Origin of the sequence: Dickeya dadantii NCPPB 898 (assembly GCF_000406145.1) — a bacterium.
GTDB classification, from domain to species: Bacteria; Pseudomonadota; Gammaproteobacteria; order Enterobacterales; family Enterobacteriaceae; genus Dickeya; species Dickeya dadantii.
Window position 1 is genome coordinate 1,330,729 of sequence record NZ_CM001976.1, and the last position, 20,741, is coordinate 1,351,469.

The 20,741-nt window shown below is 59.5% G+C and carries 18 protein-coding genes; 5 read left to right on the forward strand and 13 right to left on the reverse strand.

The window, feature by feature from the left end:
• Positions 1–350: 350 nt before the first annotated feature.
• The 3 genes from DDA898_RS06435 (at position 351) to pnuC (ending at position 3,065) form a co-directional block, all read left to right on the forward strand.
• Positions 351–1,067, forward strand: a complete 717-nt coding sequence (locus tag DDA898_RS06435) for a DUF554 domain-containing protein (RefSeq protein ID WP_038902574.1) — start codon at positions 351–353, stop codon at positions 1,065–1,067.
• Between the two features lie 203 nt (positions 1,068–1,270).
• The gene (nadA, locus tag DDA898_RS06440; protein WP_038910597.1) at positions 1,271–2,317 is read left to right on the forward strand and encodes a quinolinate synthase NadA; all 1,047 of its coding nucleotides are present in this window, start codon (positions 1,271–1,273) and stop codon (positions 2,315–2,317) included.
• A gap of 22 nt (positions 2,318–2,339) precedes the next feature.
• A complete protein-coding gene (gene pnuC, locus DDA898_RS06445) occupies positions 2,340–3,065 on the forward strand; it encodes a nicotinamide riboside transporter PnuC (RefSeq protein WP_038910598.1) in 726 nt (241 codons plus the stop codon).
• 46 nt (positions 3,066–3,111) lie between these two features.
• On the opposite strand, the gene zitB is transcribed toward pnuC, so the two are convergent.
• Positions 3,112–4,047 carry a CDF family zinc transporter ZitB gene (gene zitB, locus DDA898_RS06450; RefSeq protein WP_013317035.1) on the reverse strand — a complete coding sequence of 312 codons (936 nt, stop codon included), beginning with the start codon at positions 4,045–4,047 and terminating at the stop codon, positions 3,112–3,114.
• 272 nt (positions 4,048–4,319) lie between these two features.
• Between zitB and aroG the strand changes: the two genes are divergently transcribed.
• Entirely contained in the window at positions 4,320–5,372 is a 1,053-nt protein-coding gene (gene aroG / locus DDA898_RS06455; protein ID WP_038900658.1) for a 3-deoxy-7-phosphoheptulonate synthase AroG, read from the forward strand.
• Positions 5,373–5,446: 74 nt separating this feature from the next.
• On the opposite strand, the gene gpmA is transcribed toward aroG, so the two are convergent.
• The 12 genes from gpmA to modE form a co-directional block, all read right to left on the reverse strand.
• Positions 5,447–6,199, reverse strand: coding sequence for a 2,3-diphosphoglycerate-dependent phosphoglycerate mutase (gene gpmA / locus DDA898_RS06460; RefSeq protein WP_013317038.1), 753 nt, complete (start codon positions 6,197–6,199; stop codon positions 5,447–5,449).
• A gap of 143 nt (positions 6,200–6,342) precedes the next feature.
• A complete protein-coding gene (locus tag DDA898_RS06465; RefSeq protein ID WP_038910599.1) occupies positions 6,343–9,480 on the reverse strand; it encodes an efflux RND transporter permease subunit in 3,138 nt (1,045 codons plus the stop codon).
• Positions 9,477–10,991 carry an efflux RND transporter periplasmic adaptor subunit gene (locus DDA898_RS06470; RefSeq protein ID WP_038910600.1) on the reverse strand — a complete coding sequence of 505 codons (1,515 nt, stop codon included), beginning with the start codon at positions 10,989–10,991 and terminating at the stop codon, positions 9,477–9,479. The genes DDA898_RS06465 and DDA898_RS06470 overlap by 4 nt, the downstream gene beginning before the upstream one ends.
• Positions 10,988–12,247 carry a TolC family protein gene (locus DDA898_RS06475; RefSeq protein ID WP_038910601.1) on the reverse strand — a complete coding sequence of 420 codons (1,260 nt, stop codon included), beginning with the start codon at positions 12,245–12,247 and terminating at the stop codon, positions 10,988–10,990. The genes DDA898_RS06470 and DDA898_RS06475 overlap by 4 nt, the downstream gene beginning before the upstream one ends.
• A 12-nt stretch (positions 12,248–12,259) precedes the next feature.
• Positions 12,260–12,670, reverse strand: coding sequence for a copper-binding protein (locus tag DDA898_RS06480; protein ID WP_038900662.1), 411 nt, complete (start codon positions 12,668–12,670; stop codon positions 12,260–12,262).
• Between the two features lie 73 nt (positions 12,671–12,743).
• Positions 12,744–13,187 carry a hypothetical protein gene (locus DDA898_RS06485; RefSeq protein ID WP_033111706.1) on the reverse strand — a complete coding sequence of 148 codons (444 nt, stop codon included), beginning with the start codon at positions 13,185–13,187 and terminating at the stop codon, positions 12,744–12,746.
• 114 nt (positions 13,188–13,301) lie between these two features.
• A complete protein-coding gene (gene galM / locus DDA898_RS06490; protein WP_038910603.1) occupies positions 13,302–14,384 on the reverse strand; it encodes a galactose-1-epimerase in 1,083 nt (360 codons plus the stop codon).
• Positions 14,374–15,525: a galactokinase gene (galK, locus tag DDA898_RS06495; protein ID WP_038900664.1), complete on the reverse strand. Its 1,152-nt coding sequence runs from the start codon at positions 15,523–15,525 to the stop codon at positions 14,374–14,376. Before galK ends, galM begins: the two co-directional genes overlap by 11 nt.
• Positions 15,522–16,574 (reverse strand): galactose-1-phosphate uridylyltransferase, encoded by a 1,053-nt coding sequence (gene galT, locus DDA898_RS06500; protein ID WP_038910604.1) that lies wholly within the window; start codon positions 16,572–16,574, stop codon positions 15,522–15,524. Before galT ends, galK begins: the two co-directional genes overlap by 4 nt.
• A 76-nt stretch (positions 16,575–16,650) precedes the next feature.
• Positions 16,651–17,667, reverse strand: a complete 1,017-nt coding sequence (galE, locus tag DDA898_RS06505) for a UDP-glucose 4-epimerase GalE (protein ID WP_013317047.1) — start codon at positions 17,665–17,667, stop codon at positions 16,651–16,653.
• A 246-nt stretch (positions 17,668–17,913) separates the two neighbouring features.
• Positions 17,914–19,383 (reverse strand): molybdate ABC transporter ATP-binding protein ModF, encoded by a 1,470-nt coding sequence (gene modF, locus DDA898_RS06510; protein WP_038910605.1) that lies wholly within the window; start codon positions 19,381–19,383, stop codon positions 17,914–17,916.
• Between the two features lie 87 nt (positions 19,384–19,470).
• Positions 19,471–20,262: a molybdenum-dependent transcriptional regulator gene (gene modE / locus DDA898_RS06515; protein ID WP_013317049.1), complete on the reverse strand. Its 792-nt coding sequence runs from the start codon at positions 20,260–20,262 to the stop codon at positions 19,471–19,473.
• A gap of 197 nt (positions 20,263–20,459) precedes the next feature.
• On the opposite strand from modE, the gene DDA898_RS22115 reads away from it, so the two are divergent.
• A complete protein-coding gene (locus DDA898_RS22115; RefSeq protein WP_013317050.1) occupies positions 20,460–20,609 on the forward strand; it encodes an AcrZ family multidrug efflux pump-associated protein in 150 nt (49 codons plus the stop codon).
• Positions 20,610–20,741 lie beyond the last annotated feature (132 nt).

Consider the following 20,741-nt stretch of genomic DNA (forward strand, 5'->3'; position numbering starts at 1 on the left):
CGAAGCGAGACAACAGCGCACAGCGCTGGCCCGAAGGGCGAGGCCGCAGGCCGAGTCATCCTGCACGACCCACCACCGCTAAATAAATCACTCTCCTTTAATTTCGCTCCCTGTTATTCCAGACATTACGCTGTCGTGCAGGTGAGAAGCTGCGTTCAGGTTCGAGCCGAGCGAAGCGAGACAACAGCGCATCATTTCCTCATGTAGGTTTTGTTATATCTCTTTTTGCTTTAACCCGGTTTAATCACACCGCCGCATTTGGCGTATAGTAAGGGCTTCTTTTTTGACTGATGGTGATTCCCTTCGCAATCTGGCAGGTCGAAGGGTGAGCCTTAAGAGATATATTGATGATGATTGGTCCGGTTATCAATGGCGCCGCCATTCTGATTGGCGGCGCATTGGGCGTGGCGCTGCACCGCTTTATTCCTCAGCGTATGCGTGATGGTTTACCGCCCGCGTTCGCTATGGTGTCGATCGCCATGGGGATGACACTGGTGGTGAAAGTTCACCAGCTTCCTGCGGTTGCGCTGGCGATTATTCTGGGGGTGGGGATCGGCGAGTTGCTGCGTCTTGAAGCCGGCGTGCAGAAAGGGGCGATACTGATTGAGCGCTTGCTGAGCCGGGTTGTGCCGCCGCCGGAACACAAGTTACCACAGGATGTGTATACCCAGAACTTTACCGCGCTGATTGTGTTGTTCTGCGCCAGCGGCACCGGTGTGGTCGGCGCGATGACCGAAGGGCTGACCGGCGATTATCAACTGCTAATCATCAAGTCGGCGCTCGACATTTTTACGGCGCTGATTTTCGCCATCACGCTGGGCGTCGCGGTGATGTCGATTGCCGTTCCGCAGTTTCTGGTGCAGACGCTGCTGTTTTTCTCCGCCAGGCTCATCATGCCGTTCATGAATGACATCACCATGGGGGATTTTGCAGCGTGCGGCGGCATTGTGATGATGGCTGTCGGGTTGCGTATCGCCCAGATCAAAACCTTCGCCGTGGTTAACTTTCTGCCGGCGTTAGTGCTGATTATCCCTTTCTCCCTTTACTGGCATCGCCTGTTTCCCTGATCATCTCGCGGGCGGTTTGTTCAGGCCGCCTTGCATTCAGTGGTATCGTATTTTTAATAAATTAAACACATTTGGCATTTCTGAAATTTCTAACTAAAGAAATAGCAGATTTCATGACGACTTTGCGATATTTTGTTTAGTATGTAAAACAAATGATCCGGTAATGATATTGCCTGGACGCCTGCAACCGCACGGAACCCATGATGAGCCTGTTTCCCGAACCACCTGTTATCGATTACCCTTTTCCCGCAAAGCCCAGGCGGCTATCCGAAGGGGAAAAGCAACAGCTCCGTCACCGTATTAAAAGCCTGCTGAAAGAGCGCAATGCGGTGCTGGTGGCGCACTATTACACCGACCCGGAGATTCAGTCGCTTGCCGAAGAGACCGGCGGCTGTGTGGCGGATTCGCTGGAAATGGCGCGTTTCGGCCGCACCCATTCCGCCGGTACGTTGCTCGTTGCCGGCGTCAGGTTTATGGGAGAAACGGCCAAGATACTCAACCCAGAGAAGACCGTGCTGATGCCGACGCTGCAAGCGGAATGCTCGCTGGATTTGGGCTGCCCGGTTGAAGCGTTCAGCGCCTTTTGCGATAGCCATCCTGATCGCACCGTAGTGGTATATGCCAACACGTCGGCGGCGGTTAAAGCCCGGGCGGACTGGGTGGTGACGTCCAGCATTGCCGTGGAGCTGATCGAACATCTGGACAGTCTGGGGGAAAAGATTATCTGGGCGCCGGACCGTCATCTTGGGCACTACGTGCAAAAACAGACCGGCGCCGACGTGCTGTGCTGGCAGGGGGCTTGCATTGTGCATGACGAATTCAAGACCCAGGCGCTGAAACGCATGAAAGCGCTGTATCCGCAGGCGGCGGTGCTGGTTCATCCGGAGTCGCCTCAAAGCATCGTGGCGATGGCGGATGCCGTGGGCTCGACCAGCCAGTTGATTCAGGCAGCGCAGCAGCTACCGCACCGTGAGCTCATTGTGGCGACCGATCGCGGTATCTTCTACAAGATGCAGCAAGCCTGCCCGGATAAAGTGTTGCTGGAGGCGCCTACCGCAGGGGAAGGGGCGACCTGCCGCAGCTGCGCGCATTGTCCGTGGATGGCGATGAACGGGCTACAGGCGATTGCCTCGGCGCTGGAGCAGCCGGATACGCTCCATCATGCCATCGAGGTGGATGCCGATGTTCGTGAGCGTGCGCTGGTGCCGCTCAATCGGATGCTGGATTTCGCTGCTAAACTCAGTTCATAGTTACTGTCATTCAGGAGTAGAAATGGATTTTTTTAGTACCAGCAATATTCTGGTTCACATCCCGTTAGGGGACAACGGTTATGACCTTTCCTGGGTCGAGGCGTTGGGGACGCTATCAGGGTTGGTGTGCATTTGGCTGGCCAGTCTGGAAAGAACCGCAAATTACCTGTTTGGCCTGATCAATGTATCGCTGTTTGCACTGATATTCTTCCAGATACAGCTGTATGCCAGCCTGCTGCTACAGATTTTCTTTATTGCTGCCAATGTGTATGGCTGGTACGCCTGGAGTCGCATCACCGACGAGCAGGAGGCTGAGTTACGGGTCCGCTGGCTCTCGCGTCGGCAAGCGCTGTGGTGGGGCGCCGGGTGCGTGATAGCCATTGTGTTGATGTCGCGCTATATCGACCCGTTTTTTGCCTTGCTGAGCCGGATTACGGTGACGCTGATGCAGGCTGTCGGTTTGGATGTGACGATGCCGACATTACAGCCGGACGCTTTTCCATTCTGGGATTCGGCCATGACGGTATTGTCGGTGGCGGCCATGCTGCTAATGACCCGCAAATATGTGGAAAACTGGCTGCTGTGGGTGGTGATCGACATTATCAGCGTGGTGATTTTCGCTTATCAGGGCGTCTATGCCATGTCGTTGCAGTACGTGGTGCTGACGCTGATCGCCTTTAACGGTTCCTGGCTGTGGATTAAAGGCGCCCGGGATAATCACTCGCGGCCGCTGGCGCGAGCGCTATAAGAACGTCGGTTCGCGTTGTCCCGACAGGCGGCGCGAACCTGCGTGGTCAATGCGAATGGCTATGTGGCTGGTCGCCGGCCTGATACTGAATATCGCAGTGGTCGTCATCGCACGGCTGATACTCAATCTGGATCGTGGTATGGGCAATTTGATAATGATCCAACAGATAGTGCTGGATACGCTGCAACAACGCATCGTGGTCGTGTGGCGGAATGACCTGGGCATGCAGTGTCATCAGCGGCTTTTCACCTACCTGCCATAAGTGGACATGGTGCACATTGCGTATTTCCGGGATATCCGCGGTCAGTTTTCTTTTCAGTTGGTCGACATTGATGCGGGTAGGCGTACCCTCCAGCAATTCATGCACACTCTCTTTCATCAGCCGCCAGGCGCTGCGCAGCACCAGTATCGAGACTAATACCGACAGGATCGGGTCAATCGGGGTCCAGCCGGTAAACATGATAATTAGCGCGGCGCCGATAGCGCCCACTGAACCCAGCAGGTCGCCCATGACATGCAGCGCCGCCGCCCGCACGTTGATATTCTTTTCGCCGCTGCCGCGATGCAATAGCCACAGCGCCACCAGATTGGCAATCAGGCCGCCGACGGCAATCAGCAACATCGGCGTGCTGGCGATTGGCTGCGGGGTATAAAAACGTTGCGCTGCTTCCCAAACGATAAACCCGGTAATCGCCAGCAGGGCTATGGCGTTGACGAACGCGGCCAGGGTGGTCAGGCGCACATAGCCGAAGGTGTGTCGGACGGTCGGTTTACGCTGGGCGAAGCGGACGGCCAGCAGCGCCACCAGCAAGGCAACCGCGTCGGTCAGCATGTGACCGGCATCCGCCAGCAACGCCAGCGATCCGGACAATACCCCGCCGACCGCTTCGGCGAGCATAAAGGTGGCGGTAATGACGAAGGCCAGTTTCAGGCGCTTGATGCTGTCGTGTTCGGCCTGGTTGGCCGGGTGTGAATGAGCCATGGCATATCCTGTATCAGGTTGATTAATTAGGCGTAACGCCGTCCTGTCCGGTCGAAGGATCACTGGCTGACGCCTGTGGTCGACATGACCGAACCGCTCCCAGAGCCGATGACTACAGTAGTAAAAACACGTGGGTATTATTGCGCCATTTTTTAGCCGCTTGACTTATAATAGCCAGCCTGCAATATGAACGACGACGTTTTTATTTTTTCGTTTTTTACTCCGGGCAGACAGGGGATGATCGTCTGTTGCTGCGGAGACATGGACCCATTATGAATTACCAGAATGACGATTTGAGAATTAAAGAAATTAAAGAGTTACTTCCCCCCGTTGCGCTGCTGGAAAAATTTCCGGCCACTGAGCACGCAGCACAGACCGTATTTAATGCCCGCAGCGCCATTCACAAGATCCTGAAAGGCAATGACGACCGCCTGCTGGTGGTGATTGGGCCGTGTTCCATCCATGATCCCAAAGCGGCCAAAGAGTACGCAGCACGCTTGCTGAAACTGCGTGACGAACTGCGTGACGATTTGGAAGTGGTAATGCGCGTCTATTTTGAAAAGCCGCGTACCACCGTAGGTTGGAAAGGGCTGATCAACGATCCGCACATGGATAACAGCTTCCAGATTAACGACGGCCTGCGCATTGCGCGTCAGCTGTTGCTGGAAATCAACGACACCGGTTTGCCGGCGGCGGGTGAGTTCCTGGATATGATCTCGCCGCAATACGTGGCGGATTTGATGAGCTGGGGCGCGATCGGCGCACGCACCACCGAATCTCAGGTGCATCGCGAACTGGCGTCCGGCCTGTCCTGCCCGGTTGGTTTCAAGAACGGTACCGACGGCACCATCAAGGTAGCGATTGACGCCATCAATGCCGCTCGTGCGCCGCACTGCTTCCTGTCGGTGACCAAGTGGGGCCATTCGGCGATCGTCAACACCAGCGGCAACCATGACTGCCATATCATTCTGCGCGGCGGCAAAGAGCCGAACTACAGCGCGGAACATGTGCAGGCGGTGAAAGTCGGTCTGGAAAAAGCCGGTCTGCCGACGCAGGTGATGATCGACTTCAGTCACGCCAACAGCTGCAAGCAGTTCAAAAAGCAGATGGATGTATGCGAAGACGTATGCCGTCAAATCAGCGGCGGCGAGCGGTCGATCATGGGCGTTATGGTGGAAAGCCATCTGGTGGAAGGCAACCAGAATCTGGAGAGCGGCGAACCGCTGGTATACGGTAAGAGCGTCACCGACGCCTGCATCGGCTGGGATGATACCGACAGCCTGCTGCGCCAGCTGGCGGCGGCGGTGCGTCAGCGTCGCGGCTGAAGCCCTTGTCGCACTCATAAAAAAACCCGGTTTGAACCGGGTTTTTTCTTTTTATACCAGATACATCAACCGAATTACTTCGCTTTACCCTGGTTGGCTACCGCCGCTGCCTTGGCAGCGATCTCGTCGGCGTTACCCAGATAGTAGCGTTTGATAGGTTTGAAGTTTTCGTCGAATTCGTAGACCAGCGGTACCGCCGTCGGGATATTCAGCTCCAGAATTTCTTCTTCGCCCATGTTATCCAGGTATTTCACCAGCGCACGCAGCGAGTTACCGTGAGCGGCGATGATCACGCGCTCACCTTTTTTCAGGCGCGGCAGAATGCTTTCGTTCCAGTACGGCACCACACGTTCGATGGTCAGCGCCAGACTTTCGGTCAGCGGCAGCTCTTTGTCGCTCAGCGACGCGTAGCGCGGATCGTGGCCCGGGAAACGCTCGTCGTCACGGGTCAGTTCCGGCGGGGTGACCGCGAAGCCGCGACGCCACAGTTTCACCTGCTCGTCACCGTATTTTTCAGCGGTTTCCGCTTTGTTCAGGCCCTGCAACGCGCCGTAGTGACGCTCGTTCAGTTTCCAGCATTTTTCCACCGGCAGCCAGGCTTGATCCAGCTCGTCCAGCACGTTCCACAGGGTGTGAATGGCACGTTTCAGCACAGAGGTGTAGGCAAAATCAAAGCTGAAACCTTCTTCTTTCAGCAGTTTACCAGCCTGTTTGGCTTCGTTGACGCCTTTTTCGGACAGATCAACGTCCATCCAGCCGGTGAAGCGGTTTTCGTTGTTCCACTGGCTCTCACCATGTCGCACCAGTACCAGCTTAGTTACAGCCATAGCTTAACTCCTTCATATACTAAGATTTCTATGATAACTGCTCTCATTATAGGGCCGGAGAGCGGTTATCGGCAATCGCTAGTCGTCGGGCCGCCTGATTTATATGCCGTCATTATGGCGACAAAACAGGCGGCTTTATCGTTTCAGCTTGTCTGTTTCTCCACCTTATTGCGGTGGAGCAACAAAAACAGCGCTGGAATCACCAGCATCGACAGCAGCGGCGCGCTGACCATGCCGCCGACCATCGGCGCGGCGATACGTTGCATGATTTCCGAACCGGTGCCGCCGCCCCACATGATCGGCAACAGCCCGGCCATAATAGTGGCGACGGTCATCATTTTCGGGCGCACGCGCAACACCGCGCCTTCGCGGATGGCGGCCGTCAATTGATCGTCGGTCAGCGGTTGCCCCGGCTGGCGGTGTTTTTCCACCGCGTGATTCAGGTACAGCAGCATGATCACGCCAAACTCCGCCGCCACCCCGGCCAGCGCGATGAATCCCACCGCACCGGCGACAGATAAATTATAGCCGAGCAGATACAACAGCCAGACGCCGCCGATCAGCGCAAACGGTAGTGTACCCATAATCAGCAGCGCGTCTTTGATCTGACCGAAAGTCATGTACAGCAAGATGAAAATAATCAGCAGGGTGAAGGGCACCACCAGCTTCATGGTTTCCGTGGCGCGCTCCAGATACTCGAACTGGCCGGACCAACTGACCGAGATGCCCTGCGGCAACGTGACCTGCTGCGCCACCTGGCGTTGCATCTCCTCCACGGCGGATTTCAGGTCGCGCCCGCGCAGGTCGACATAAATCCAGTCGGACAGACGGCCGTTTTCGCTTTTCAACATCGGCGGTCCTTCGCTGACGCGCACATCGGCCAGATCGGACAGCGTCAGGCGTGCGCCGCTCTGCGTCACCACCGGCAGATTTTTCACCGCGTCTACCGAGTCCCGAATTTCGCGCGGGTAACGCACGTTGATCGGGTAGCGCTGGCGGCCTTCCAGCGTTTCGCCGATATTTTCCCCGCCGATCAGGGTAGCGACCATCGACTGCAACTCCTGCACCGACACGCCATAGCGGGCGGCTCGCCGCCGGTCGATATCGATATCGATATAGCGCCCGCCCGCCAGCCGTTCCGCCAGCGCCGACGTCACGCCGGGCACGCGCTTCACCACCTGCTCGATTTGCGCCGCTATTTGTTCGATATCATGCAGATTGTCGCCGTTCACCTTGATGCCGACCGGGCTTTTGATGCCGGTCGCCAGCATGTCGAGCCGGTTGCGGATCGGCGGCACCCACACATTGGCGATGCCGGGAAGGCTGACGGTCTGGTCCAGCTCGGCGATCAGTTTGTCCATGGTCATGCCCGGCCGCCACTGTTCCCGTGGTTTCAAACGGATGGTGGTTTCCAGCATGGTCAGCGGCGCCGGGTCGGTGGCGCTGTCGGCGCGGCCTGCCTTGCCGAACACGCTATCCACTTCCGGCACGGTTTTGATCAGCCGGTCGGTCTGTTGCAACAGTCGGGCGGCCTCGCGCGGCGAAATGCCGGGCAGGGTGGACGGCATATACAGCAGGTCGCCTTCGTCCAGCGGCGGCATGAATTCGCTGCCGAGACGGGCGAGCGGGAACAACGTCAACACCAGCAACGCCAGTGAAACCGCCAGCGTGGTTTTGGGAAACCGCAGCACCTGCCGTAATACCGGTTGATACAGGGCGATCAGCCAGCGGTTTAGGGGGTTGGCCTGTTCGTCGGGAATGCGGCCACGCACGAAATAGCCCATCAGTACCGGCACCAGCGTGATCCCCAGACCGGCGGACACCGCCATCGCGTAGGTTTTGGTGAACGCCAGCGGCGAGAACATGCGGCCTTCCTGCGCTTCCAGCGAGAACACCGGAATAAACGACAGCGTGATGATCAGCAGGCTACAGAATAGCGCCGGTCCTACTTCCGTCGCCGCCTGGGTGGCAAGCTGCCACCAGGTAGCGTTATCCGGCTCACGGTCCGGGTGTTGATGTCGCCACTGTTCGATCACTTTGTGCATGTTCTCGATCATCACAATAGCGGCGTCCACCATGGCGCCGATAGCGATGGCGATCCCGCCCAACGACATAATGTTGGCGTTGATGCCCTGATAACGCATGATGATAAACGCGCCCAGAATCCCCAGCGGCAGGCTGATGATTGCCACCAGTGAGGAGCGGAAGTGAAACAGGAACAACGAGCATACCAGCGCCACCACCACGAACTCTTCCAGCAATTTGTGGCTGAGGGTGGTGATAGCGCGCTCGATCAGCGGCGCGCGATCGTAAGTGGTGACGATCTCCACCCCGGCGGGCAGGCTTTGGCGGATCTGCTGCAGGCGGGCATGCACCGCCCGCAACGTCTCCAGCGCGTTTTTACCGGAGCGCATCACAATAACGCCGCCCGCCACTTCGCCTTCACCGTTAAGCTCGGCAATGCCGCGGCGCATTTCCGGGCCTTGTCGTAAGGTGGCGACATCCTGCAACAGCACCGGAATACCGTCGCGCCGGCCTACCGCTACGTTGAGAAAGTCTTCCGCTTTCAGCAGATATCCGGAGGTGCGCACCATGTACTCGGCTTCACCCAGCTCGATAACCGAGCCGCCGCTTTCCTGATTGGCCGCCCGCAGCGCGTCGATCACCTGCTGGTGCGTGACGTTGAGGGCGCGCAGCCGTTCCGGATTCAGTACCACCTGATACTGCCGCACCATGCCGCCGATACTGGCGACTTCCGCCACATTGGGCACGGTTTTCAGCTCATATTTCAGCAGCCAGTCCTGAATGGCGCGCAAATCCGCCAGATTGTGCCGGCCGCTGCGATCGACCAGTGCGTATTCATAGATCCAACCGACCCCGGTGGCGTCCGGCCCCAGTGAGGCTTTCGCCTCAGTGGGCAGGGTGGATTGTACCTGACTCAGGTATTCCAGTACGCGAGAGCGCGCCCAGTACGGGTCGGTACCATCCTCAAACAAGACGTAGACGTAGGCGTCGCCAAACATGGAAAAGCCGCGCACGGTCCTGGCGCCGGGCACCGACAGCATGGTGGTGGTCAGCGGATAGGTAACCTGATTTTCCACCACCTGTGGCGCCTTGCCGGGATAGCTGACGCGGATGATCACCTGGACGTCGGAGAGATCCGGCAGCGCATCCAACGGTGTTTTTTGCAGCGAAATTACCCCCCAACCGGCCATCAACAGCGTGGCGATCAGTACCAGAAAACGGTTTTTGATTGACCATCGAATCACCGCAGCAATCATAGGTGGCCTCCGTGAGCCGCGGCGACGACAGGCTGGATATCCAGCAGCCGCGCACCGTTATCATCCAGCCGGAAACGAAATGTCACCGTCATGCCGGGCTGGAGATTCGCCGGCAGCGCAGCGCCGTCGAAGGTGAAATCCATGGTCATCGGCGGCCAGTCCAGCGCCGGCACCGCATCGTGGGCGAGGGTGACCTGTTTGCCGTTGATGGCTTTGATCACCCCCTTGGTCTGGTAACCGCTGGTGGGCGTGGCCGCGGGTGGCGGGGTCTTGTCCTGCGCGGTGTCGCTAAAGGCGGTCAGCGCGCTGCGCAGGCTGGCCTCGGAGTCGATCAGGAACTGGCCGGAGATCACCACGTTGTCGCCGTCGTTAAGACCCGAGCGGATTTCCGCCCAGCCGTCCTGAATGACGCCCACCTCAACCGGGCGCGGCGTGAAATAGCCCTTACCGTCGTTCAGTAATACCCGATTCTGCCGGCTGCTGACCAGCAGTGCCTGTTGCGGAATCATCAGCGCCTGACGAGCGGCGCCGGCGGCAAGCCGCACGGTCAGGTACATACCGGGCTTGAGGCGCTGCTGGCGGTTGTCCAGTATTACGCGGGCTTTCAGCGTGCGGGTGGCGCTGTCGAGTTGCGGCAGCAGTTCGGCGATGCGTCCGTGGAAGGTGTCGTCCGGCCAGCTATCACTGATGGCGAGCATCTCATCGCCGAGATGTAACGCCGCCGCCTGCGCTGCCGGATATTCCACCTCAACCCACACCGGGTCGAGGCTGGCCAGCTCAAACAGCGGTTGTGCCGGGGTTAACTGGGCGCCGGTGCGGACATCCAACCGATTGATGTAGCCGTTCTCCGGCGCGGTGATGGTCAACCGGGGTTGCGGTTTGCCGCTGCGTTCCACCTGACGAATGACGCTTTCCGGCATGAACATCAGCGCCAGCTTTTGTCGCGCGGCCTGGCTCAACTCCGGGTCCCCTAACTGGCGTACCGCCAGATACTCCTGCTGGGCGGCCGCCCAACTCGGGTTCCACAGCACCGCCAGCGTTTGGCCTTTCTGCACCGGCTGTTGCACCGCGCTGACGTTAAGTTGTTCGACCACGCCGCCGCTGGGCGCCACCAGCGTGCGCAAGGTGCGCTCATTGAGCGCCACGGTACCGTAACCGGTGGCCTGCGGCCGCAGTTCGCGGCGTTCGGCCCGGGCGGTGCGCACGCCAAGATTTTGCTGCTGGCGCGGGCTGACCGTCACGCCGCCGTTATCCTGCACTTCATCGGCGTAGCGCGGCGTCAACGGCATATCCATAAACGGCGATTTACCGGGCTGATCGAAGCGTTTATCCGGCACCATCGGATCATACCAATAGAGTACCTTGCGCCCGCCGTTGGCGTCGGGCGTTGCGGCGGCGCCAGGCATTGTCGTGCCGGTGGCGCGATTGCCGCTGTAGTAGCCAGTTGAGTAACCGGCTGCGGCCGCCGCCAATGCCACGGCAATCAGGCTGACAGTAAAAGTTCGGTTCATTTTGCGGCGGTTCCTTGTGGCGTCAGGTAGCGGAGGGCGGCCCACAGCGCCGCCATATCACGGGCGGCGTTCTGTGCGGCGATGCGGCTGTCCAGCAGCGCGCGACGGGCTTCCAGCACGCCGGCCAAATCGCTGCCGCCGCTCAGGTACTGGCTTTGCAGCAGCCGGATGCGCTGTTGCTGCAGTGGCAACACCTCGTCGTTTTGACGATGCCAGCGCGACTGCGCCGCCTGATACTGCGCCAGCAGGGTGTCGAGTTGCGCCCGGTGTTCCCGTTGGGCGAGTGCGACCCGGTCGCGGGCTTCCATACTGCGGGCCACGTCGGCGGCGTGATCTTTATCCTGCCGCCGGGACTGGAACAGCGGCAAATCCATGCTGATCTCGACGCCGGCCATATCGTCGAAGTTGTTGCCGCGGCGGCCGTAATAGACTTCGACGCCGATATCCGGGATCGCCGCGACCGCGGATTGCGCCGCCCTGGCCTGCGCCAGCCGGGTTTCCTGCTCGGCCTGGGCGATTTCCGGATGATCGGCGATGGCGGCGTACAGCACCGCCGGGTCTGCGGGCAGGCCTTCGAAACGAGGCAGCGGCCCTTGCGTGGTGACATCGGCGACGCCGGTCAGCCGGGTCAGCCGCGTTTGCGCGATGGATGCATCACGGGTGGCGTCCGCCAGCCGATCTTGCATGGCGGAGAGCGTCAGCCGGGCATCCAGCACCCTGGTCGATTCGCCGCCGGCCGTTACGCCGGCTTTCTGAACGCTAATCTGTCGTTGGCTTTCCTGCACCAGCGCGTTGACTTCCTGCAATATCTGGCGGGAAAGCGCCAGTTCCAGCCAGGCCTGCGCGGTATCGCGTTGCAGTTGGGCGCGCAGGGTTTCGCTGTTGCCGCGCACGGTGTCGGCTTCCGCCAGAATGGTTTGCGCCTTGCGTTCGCGCTTGGTGGCGCTGACGTAAGTCTGCATGATACCGACGCGTTGCATGGTCATGCCTTCGCGCGTCAGGCGCTGGTTGTTATTACCGCCGAGCGGTACGTTTTCGATGCCGTATTTCAGCTGTGGGTCCGGCAGTTGTGTGGCGGAATCGGCCATGTTTTGCAGCGCGTTCATCCGGTGCTGGTTGGCTGACAGGTCGGCGGAATACTGTTCCGCCGCCTGTAGCGCGCCATCCAGATCCAGTGCCGCCGCGAATGACGCGGCAGGCAGCCACAACAACATCGCCAGCCACGCGCGCGGAGCGCGGAGCGTGCGTGTGAGCATGGTAGTCTCCGGTCAGTTTTGCTGCGGTGTGATGTCAGTCAGGGTGTAGCCGTCCGCGCTTTGCACGAAGCTGAAACTGGCCGTGCTGCCCAGCGGCAGCGGCGCCCGGTTATCGTTTGCAGGCAGGCGGAAGGTCATGGTCATCGCCGGCCAGCGCAAGGCGGGAATCGCCGCATGCGCCAGCGTGACGCCGCTAGCGTTCCACTGTTTGATGATGCCGCTGGAGTGGTAGACCGTTGACGACTCGGAGGGAGAGGACGACATGCCGTTATGGTTCATCTCGCCGCTCATGGAATGGGACATGCCGTTCATGCCGCTCATGTCGCTGGTCATGGTGTGAGTCTGGTGCTGGTCAGCCAGCAGTGGGGCGGAAAATAATGTGGAATACAGCAGGGTGGCGACGGCCACGGAAAGTGTACGCATGATAATAGCTCCATAAATACGATAAATAACAAGTTATTGCGCAAAAGCGCACGACGGTTGTTTATCGCGGAGGCTATTCTCTGAATCGGCAAAAACGAATTTCGGCGGGCGGGCCGGCGACCGGCGGTGTAAACCAGCGGTTGCTGCCGGTGGCGACGGGTTCCGGCGGCTGAACAGGCAGCAGTTCGCTGCTGGCAGGCAGCGCCAGTAGCGATAACGACGGTAAATCCTGACTGGCGGTGTCGGGCTGACAATGTTTCTCGCACAGCGGGCTGACGTCAGCGGTAGTCTGAATGCCCTGAGCGGCCGGCATATCGGGCATGACGGCGTCCGGCTGCATGCGATGAGCATCATGCTGAATACTCACCGGCGCGACGGTTACGGCAAGATCGCAGCGGTGGCCGGCCACCGCCAGTTGGGCATTCAGCAGTAGCCAGCATAGCGCCAACATCCAGCCCCATCCGCTTTTATAGCGCAGATGTCGCAGGCTGAGTGGATGATGGCGCGAAGCGGTCATGAGGCGAATGTCCTTATAAAAAGTGCAGCCAGTGTAAGAGGCGCAATCCGCGCCGGACAAGCAGGAATTTGCACAGATTTGTAAAGAGCCAGCAGTGCTGGCTCTCTGGTGGCATCAATCCGTCGGGTTTTTAGCCTGATTGACACTAAACGCATACCGGGTGAGCGAGCGATAGCGCTTGCCGGGCTTCAGCCAGCAGTCGGGTTGCGGCCAGTCCGAATGATTGGGGCTGTCCGGCAGAAATTCGCTTTCCAGCGCCAGCCCGGCGTGGTTGGCATAAGGCGTGCCGTCGCGTGACGGCGTACCGGCCAGAAAGTTGCCGCTGTAAAGTTGCAACGCCGGCGCGCTGGTATAAACCTGCATCTGGACCTTGCCGTCTGCCGACCACAGGCTGGCGGCCGGACTTTCAGTGGAGCCGCCGGTGCGGTGCAGCAAGAAGGCGTGGTCGTAACCGCGAACGGCCTGCTGGTCCGCATCGGCCAGAAAATCCTGCATCAGGGTCTTGGGCTGGCGAAAGTCGAAGCTGCTGTCCGCCACATCCCGCAATGTATCGCCGGGAATACCATCCTGATTTACCGGCAGGTAGTAATCCGCCATCAGTTGCAACTGGTGATGCCGCACGTCGCTCGGTTCGCTGTCGAGGTTGAAATAGGCATGGTTGGTCAGGCACACCGGGCAGGGTTGGTCTACCTCGGCCTGATATTCAATGTCCAGCGCGTTCTGGTCGATCAGTTGATAACTGACCTGTGCGGTCAGCGCGCCGGGAAAGCCCTGATCGCCGTCCGGCGAATGCAACTGGTAGATGACCTGATCGTCACTCTGCTTGAGAATTTGCCAGCGCCGGGCATGAAAACCGTCCGGTCCGCCATGCAATTGGTGCGCGCCCTGATTGGCGTGCAGGCGGGTGACCGTATCGCCCTGACGCAGGGTGGCGTTGGCGATGCGGTTAGCGTAGCGCCCCACCGACGCGCCCAGATAAGCAGCCTGATGCGGGTACTGTTCAGGCGCGCAGCCCAGCAGTACTTCACGGGTTGTGCCGCCGGGCAGCGGCAACTGACAGGAGAGCCAGGTGGCTCCCCAATCCATCAACGTTACCCGCGTACCGTGACGATTTTGCAGTACGGTCAGCTGAAACGGCTGACCATCCGGAGCGAGCGCCGTTTGCGGCGCGCGCGGTTCAACAGGGTCATTCGACATAACCGGCTCCTGGCGAGGCCTGACAGACGTAACAGGTGGGCTGTAATCCGGTTTTCGCCGGATACTCCCGCATCACGGCATTTTGCACCGCCGTCACGTGCTGTTGTGGGATCAGCGCCACGATACAGCCACCAAATCCGCCGCCGGTCATGCGCACGCCGCCTTCGGCGCCGATCACCGCCTTGACGATCTCCACCAGCGTATCAATCGGCGGTACGGTAATCTCGAAGTCATCCCGCATTGAGACGTGAGAAGCGGCCATCAGTTCGCCCATCTGGCGCAGATCGCCGCGCGTCAGCGCATCGGCCGCCGCCAGCGTGCGGGCGTTTTCGGTGATGATGTGGCGGGCGCGACGGGCCACCACCTCATCCAGCCCGGCGACGTGGGCGGCGAAGTCGGCTTCGCTGACATCACGCAGCGCCTTGACCTGAAAATGGCGCGCCGCCGCTTCGCACTGCTGGCGGCGGGTGTTGTATTCGCTGTCCACCAGGCCGCGCTTGACGTTGGAGTTGATAATCATCACCGCCACGTTGTCCGGCATCGACACCGCGCGAGTTTCCAGCGAACGGCAGTCGATCAGCAACGCATGGCCGCGCTTGCCCTGAGCCGAAATCATCTGATCCATGATGCCGCAGTTGCAGCCGACGAACTGGTTTTCCGCTTCCTGGCCGTTGAGCGCCAGCGCCACATTGTCCAGCGGTAGCTGGTACAGCGCCTGAATCGCCTTGCCGACCGCCACTTCCAGCGACGCTGATGAACTCAGTCCCGCGCCCTGCGGTACGTCGCCGCTGATCACCAGATCCGCGCCGCCGAAGGCATCGCTGCGGGTTTTCAGATGCTTGATGACGCCGCGTACATAATTCGCCCATTGCCATTGCGGATGATGTTCGATCGGCGCGTCCAGCGAAAACTGATCCTGCTGGTTGTCGTAGTCCACCGCGATGACGCGGATTTGCCGGTCATCGCGCGGCGCGGCGCTGATGGTGGTCGAATAGTTGATGGCGCACGGCAGCACAAAGCCATCATTGTAGTCGGTGTGTTCCCCTATCAGGTTGACCCGGCCCGGCGCTTGTACGGTAAGGGCTGCCGGGTAACCGAACTGCTGCTGGAAAACCGCCTGGGTGCGTGCTGATAAGGTCATGCCTGAACTCCTGAATCACGGTAATGAATATCGCTGACCGCCCGCAGCCGCTCTGCGGCTTGTTCGGCGGTCAAATCGCGCTGGGTTTCCGCCAGCATTTCGTAGCCCACCATGAATTTGCGCACCGTGGCGGAACGCAGCAGCGGCGGATAGAAGTGGGCGTGCAACTGCCAGTGTTGGTGGTCGCCGTCGGTAAACGGCGCGCCGTGCCAGCCCATCGAGTACGGGAATGAGGTCTGAAACAGATTGTCGTAACGGCTGGTGAGTTTCTTCAACGCCAGCGCCAGATCCTGACGCTGCTCCGTGGTGATGTCCGGCAGGCGCAGGGTGTGGGCTTTGGGCAGCAGCAACGTTTCAAACGGCCAGGCCGCCCAATAGGGCACCACCGCCAGCCAGTGCTCGGTTTCCACCACATGGCGCGCGCCGTCCTGCAATTCGCGTTGCAGGTAATCCACCAGCAACGGCGAGCCGTACTGCTGGAAATAGTCGCGTTGCTGCCGGTCTTCCCGTTCCGCCTCGTTGGGCAGAAAATCGTTGGCCCAGATCTGACCGTGAGGATGCGGGTTGGAGCAGCCCATCGCCGCCCCCTTGTTTTCAAACACCTGCACCCACGGGTAGGTTTGCCCCAGTTCGGCGCTCTGCCGTTGCCAGGTGGCGACCACCTGTTCCAGCGCGCCGAGCGACAGCTCCGGCAGGGTTTTGCTGTGATCCGGCGAAAAGCAGATCACCCGGCTGGTACCGCGCGCGCTTTGGCAGCGCATCAGCGGGTCGCTGTTTTCCGGCGCCGCCGGGGTATCGGCCATCAGCGCGGCGAAATCGTTGGTGAAAACAAACGTGTCCTGATAGTCGGGGTTGGTATCCCCGGTCGCCCGCGTGTTGCCGGGGCAGAGGAAACAGCTGGGATCGTGCGACGGCAACGGGTCGGACGATACGCTTTCCTGTTGCCCCAGCCACGGGCGTTTGGCGCGGTGCGGCGATACCAGTACCCACTGACCGGTCAGCGGGTTGTAGCGACGGTGCGGATGTTCAACGAGGTCAAAATACGCCATGGGATACCTTACTCTGTCATCGGGAAACGGCGTCATCGAAAAGCGATGCGTCCTGAAAAACGGTTATTTGGTTCAGTCAGTCCGAAAAGCCATTCGGATGGCGTGACTGCCAGCGCCAGGTATCGGCGGCCATCTCGTCCAGCGTCCGGCTGACGCGCCAGTTGAAGTCGCGGGCGGCTTTTTCCGCGTCGGCCCAGTAAGCGGGCAGGTCGCCGTCGCGACGGGGCGCGAAATGGTACGGCAGCGGCTTGCCGCAGGCGCGGCTGAAGGCTTCTACTACCTGAAGTACGCTGTAACCGACGCCGGCGCCGAGGTTATAGATGTGTACGCCGGGTTTGCCGTGCAGGGTATTCATGGCGGCGATATGACCATCGGCCAAATCCACTACGTGGATATAGTCCCGTACGCCGGTGCCGTCGACGGTCGGATAATCGTTGCCGAAAATCGCCAGCGAGTCGCGGCGACCCACCGCCACCTGGGCGATGTAAGGCATCAGGTTATTGGGCACGCCCTGCGGGTCTTCTCCCATTTCGCCCGACGGATGCGCACCCACCGGGTTGAAGTAGCGCAGCAGCACCACGCTCCAGTCCGGTTCCGCGCGCTGCAAATCCTGCAGGATCTGCTCTACCATCAGTTTGCTGCGGCCGTAAGGGCTGGCGGGGGTGCCGGTGGGGAAACTTTCCTGATACGGGATCTGCGGCTGGTCGCCATACACGGTAGCGGAAGAGCTGAAAATCAGCGTCTTGACGCCCGCGTGTTTCATGGCTTCCACCAGCGTCAGTGTGCCGTACACGTTGTTGTCGTAGTAGCTGATGGGTTCGCGTACCGATTCGCCTACTGCTTTAAGGCCGGCGAAGTGGATCACCGCGCCAATATCATGTTCGGCAAAAATAGTCTGCAACAGGCCGCTATCGCGGATATCGCCCTGATAAAACACCGGCGTCTGTCCGCTGACGTGGGCAATGGCCTTTGTCACGCTGGATTTGCTGTTGCATAGGTTGTCGAGAATAACCGGCTGATGACCGGCGGCGATCAGTTGTACACAGGTATGACTGCCAATGTAACCGATACCACCTGTAACCAATACTTTCATAATGACCTCTGTTGCAGAAAACTGGTTGGGAAAATAGCACGACCGTAGCGGGAAAAAGGTGATCAACGCCTTAAATAGCGATAATTAAGGCGATACAGCTCGATCGATGTGTCTGGGTGAGGTTATAGGATATCAATATAGTATGATGCGGTACTAGGGAAAATACTCTGTATTTTTTTGTGGTAACGTTATCACAAAGTGGGCGAAATGACGGTTTCGCCGCAAGCGAAACCGTGTTGTGAGCGATCAGCGGTTTTCTATCAGGTAGCGGTAGCCGTCGCCGTCCGGTACGAAAGTCAGGCGGTGGGTGATGCAGTCCGGCGCGTCTTCCGCATGGTGGGAGACGAACAGCAGTTGGGTTTGTCCCTGACCGATCAGAATATCCAGCCAGCGGCGGATAAGCTGACGGTTGAGCGGGTCTAATCCCTGCAACGGCTCATCGAGGATGAGTAACGCCGGATGTTTCACCAGCGCGCGGACAATCAGCGCCAGCCGTTGCTGGCCCCAGGACAATGACTGGAACGGGGCGTCGGCCAAGCTGTCCGGCAGACCGAGCAACGCCAGCCACTGGGCGACCAGAAAACGCTGGCGGTCGGATACCGCCTGATAAATGCCGATGGAGTCGAAGAAGCCGGAGAGGATCACGTTGCGCAGGCTGGTGCTGACGCGGTACTCCAGATGCAGGCTGCTGCTGACGTAGCCGATGTGGCGCTTGATGTCCCAGATGGTTTCGCCGCTGCCGCGACGACGGCCAAACAGCGTCAGGTCGTTGCTGTAGCCCTGCGGGTGGTCGCCGGTGATCAGGCTAAGCAGGGTGGACTTGCCGGCGCCGTTCGGCCCGACGATTTGCCAGTGCTGGCCCGGCAGCACTTCCCAGCTCAAATCGTCCAGAATGCGGCGATCGTTGTAGCTCACCACGCCGTGCAGCAGACGAATGCGGGGCTGATCCGGCGGCAAGGTCGGGCGCTGGGTCGGGTCTTCCGCTTCCGGTAGCGCGGTATCGGCCAGGGTTTCGCTGTGCGCCAGTTGCGACACCAGTGCATCGGATAAAATCGCCTCGCGTGCGCCTTGCCGGGTCAGGGTACAATCCGCCAACACGCCGACCTGGCCGACAAACACCGGAATATCTTCAAAGCGGTTGAGAATCAGCACCAGTGTTTGCCCCTGCGCCGCCAGCGACGCCAGCAGGTCGGTCAACTGCGCGCGCGAGGCGACGTCCAGCCCGTCGAACGGTTCGTCGAGAATCAGCAGGTCCGGCTGCGCCATCAGCGCCTGACACAGCATGGTCTTGCGGGTTTCGCCGGTAGAGAGGTATTTGAAGCGCCGGTCCAGCAGAGGGAGGATGCCGAATTGCGTCGCCAACTGACGGCAGCTTTCGGCGTCGTGCACGCTGTCCTGAATCACTTCGGCGGTGGTGCGCCCGGTATCGTCCTCGTCGGCGCTCAGCATATCGGTGTTGTTGCGCTGCCACTCCAGCGACACCAACTGTTGCAGTTGTTCGAAGGAGAGGCGCGCCACGCGCTGGAAGTCGCATTGGCGTTGCCCTGACAACAGCGGCAACTCGCCGGAGAGCGCGCGCGCCAGCGCCGATTTTCCGCTGCCGTTGGCGCCGACGAACGCCCAGCACTGCTCCTGGTGCATCGTGAGTTCATCCAGACGCATCATCCGGGTATCGCTTAACCGGAACTGTGCCTGATGGATGTGCAGCAATGACATGATGATTCCCTTTGCAAAATGACAGAACAACGTCTACGGGTAAAGGGAAGCGGCCGGCTTGTCAAGGTGCGTTGTGCCGTGTGCGCGTTAACACAGCGTGGCGATAATCACCCGGTCGGCGTTAAAGCTGGCGTAAACCGCCATCTCCGGCTGTAGCCCCTGTTGTGTTACGTCATCATTGGGCAGGGTGGCGCACACCACTTCGCCGCCTTCCAGCGTCACCAGTACTTCGCTTTGCGCCGTGCCGGGCTGCAGATGACTGATGCGGCCGGGCAGGACATTGTCGTGAGCGGGTGCCGCTGCGGTTTGCGGGGTAACGGCGACCCAAGGCGCTTTAATTAGCGCCAGCACCTCTTTACCGCTGCTCAGTTGCAGCCGATCGGCGCTCTGCTGGGTCAGCGCGGCCTGAATGCGGGTATGACCATCCGCCAGCAGGATAGATAGATGCTGCTGCACCTGCTGCTGGTCGCGCGCCAGTACGGTGCCGAAAAACTGGTTGCGGGCGCTGGTTTGCAGCGAAAAACGGGCGATCGCCGCCAGCAGGCTATCTAGCGGCAGGTTATCGTCTTGAAGTACATCGAAGGCTTTTTGCTGAATTTGTCCCAACAGGTCATACAATTGCAGCAACCGTTCGCCATAACGTGTCAGCACTGCGCCGCCGCCGCCTTTGCCGCCGGTGGTGCGTTCAACGATGGTTTGCTCCGCCAACTGATTCATCTCGTTAATCGCGTCCCAGGCGCTTTTGTAGCTGATGTCGGCCAGCCGGGCTCCCTGACTGATGGAGCCGGTCTGCTGCACTTGCTTGAGCAGCGCGATGCGACGCGGGTCGGCGAATAGCCGCTGCTGGAGTTTCAGGGTAAGGAGAATTTCTGCTTGCATGATCACATCCGTATCTGGGTCGCTAATCGTTTGTATTGTCATCGTTTTGCGCGAAACAGGCAAACCGCACGAATGGCCGCTCTAATTCCGGCGATTCAGGTAAACTCATCGACAGTTATGGGGGTTAGCATAGTTTACCCTGAATCAATGAGAGACTGGCGGCGCAACGGCCAGCTACGGTGAAAGACGAGGTCGATATGTTGGAATTGCTGAAAAGCCTGCTGTTTGCGGTGTGCATGGTGCCGGTAATGATGGCGCTGATTCTGGGAGCCATTTATGGACTGGGCGAAGTCTTCAACCTGTTTTCCGCCATCGGTCATCGCGAGTCTTCAGTCGCGCGCAAATAATCCCTTCCCTGATTTCCCTTTCTGATGAATCCGGCATTTGCCGGATTTTTTTTGCTTAAGACTTTTTTTGCTTAAGAAAGAACAATGACAAGGCGGCCAGAATTCGGTATTTATCGTTATGTTACTAACTAC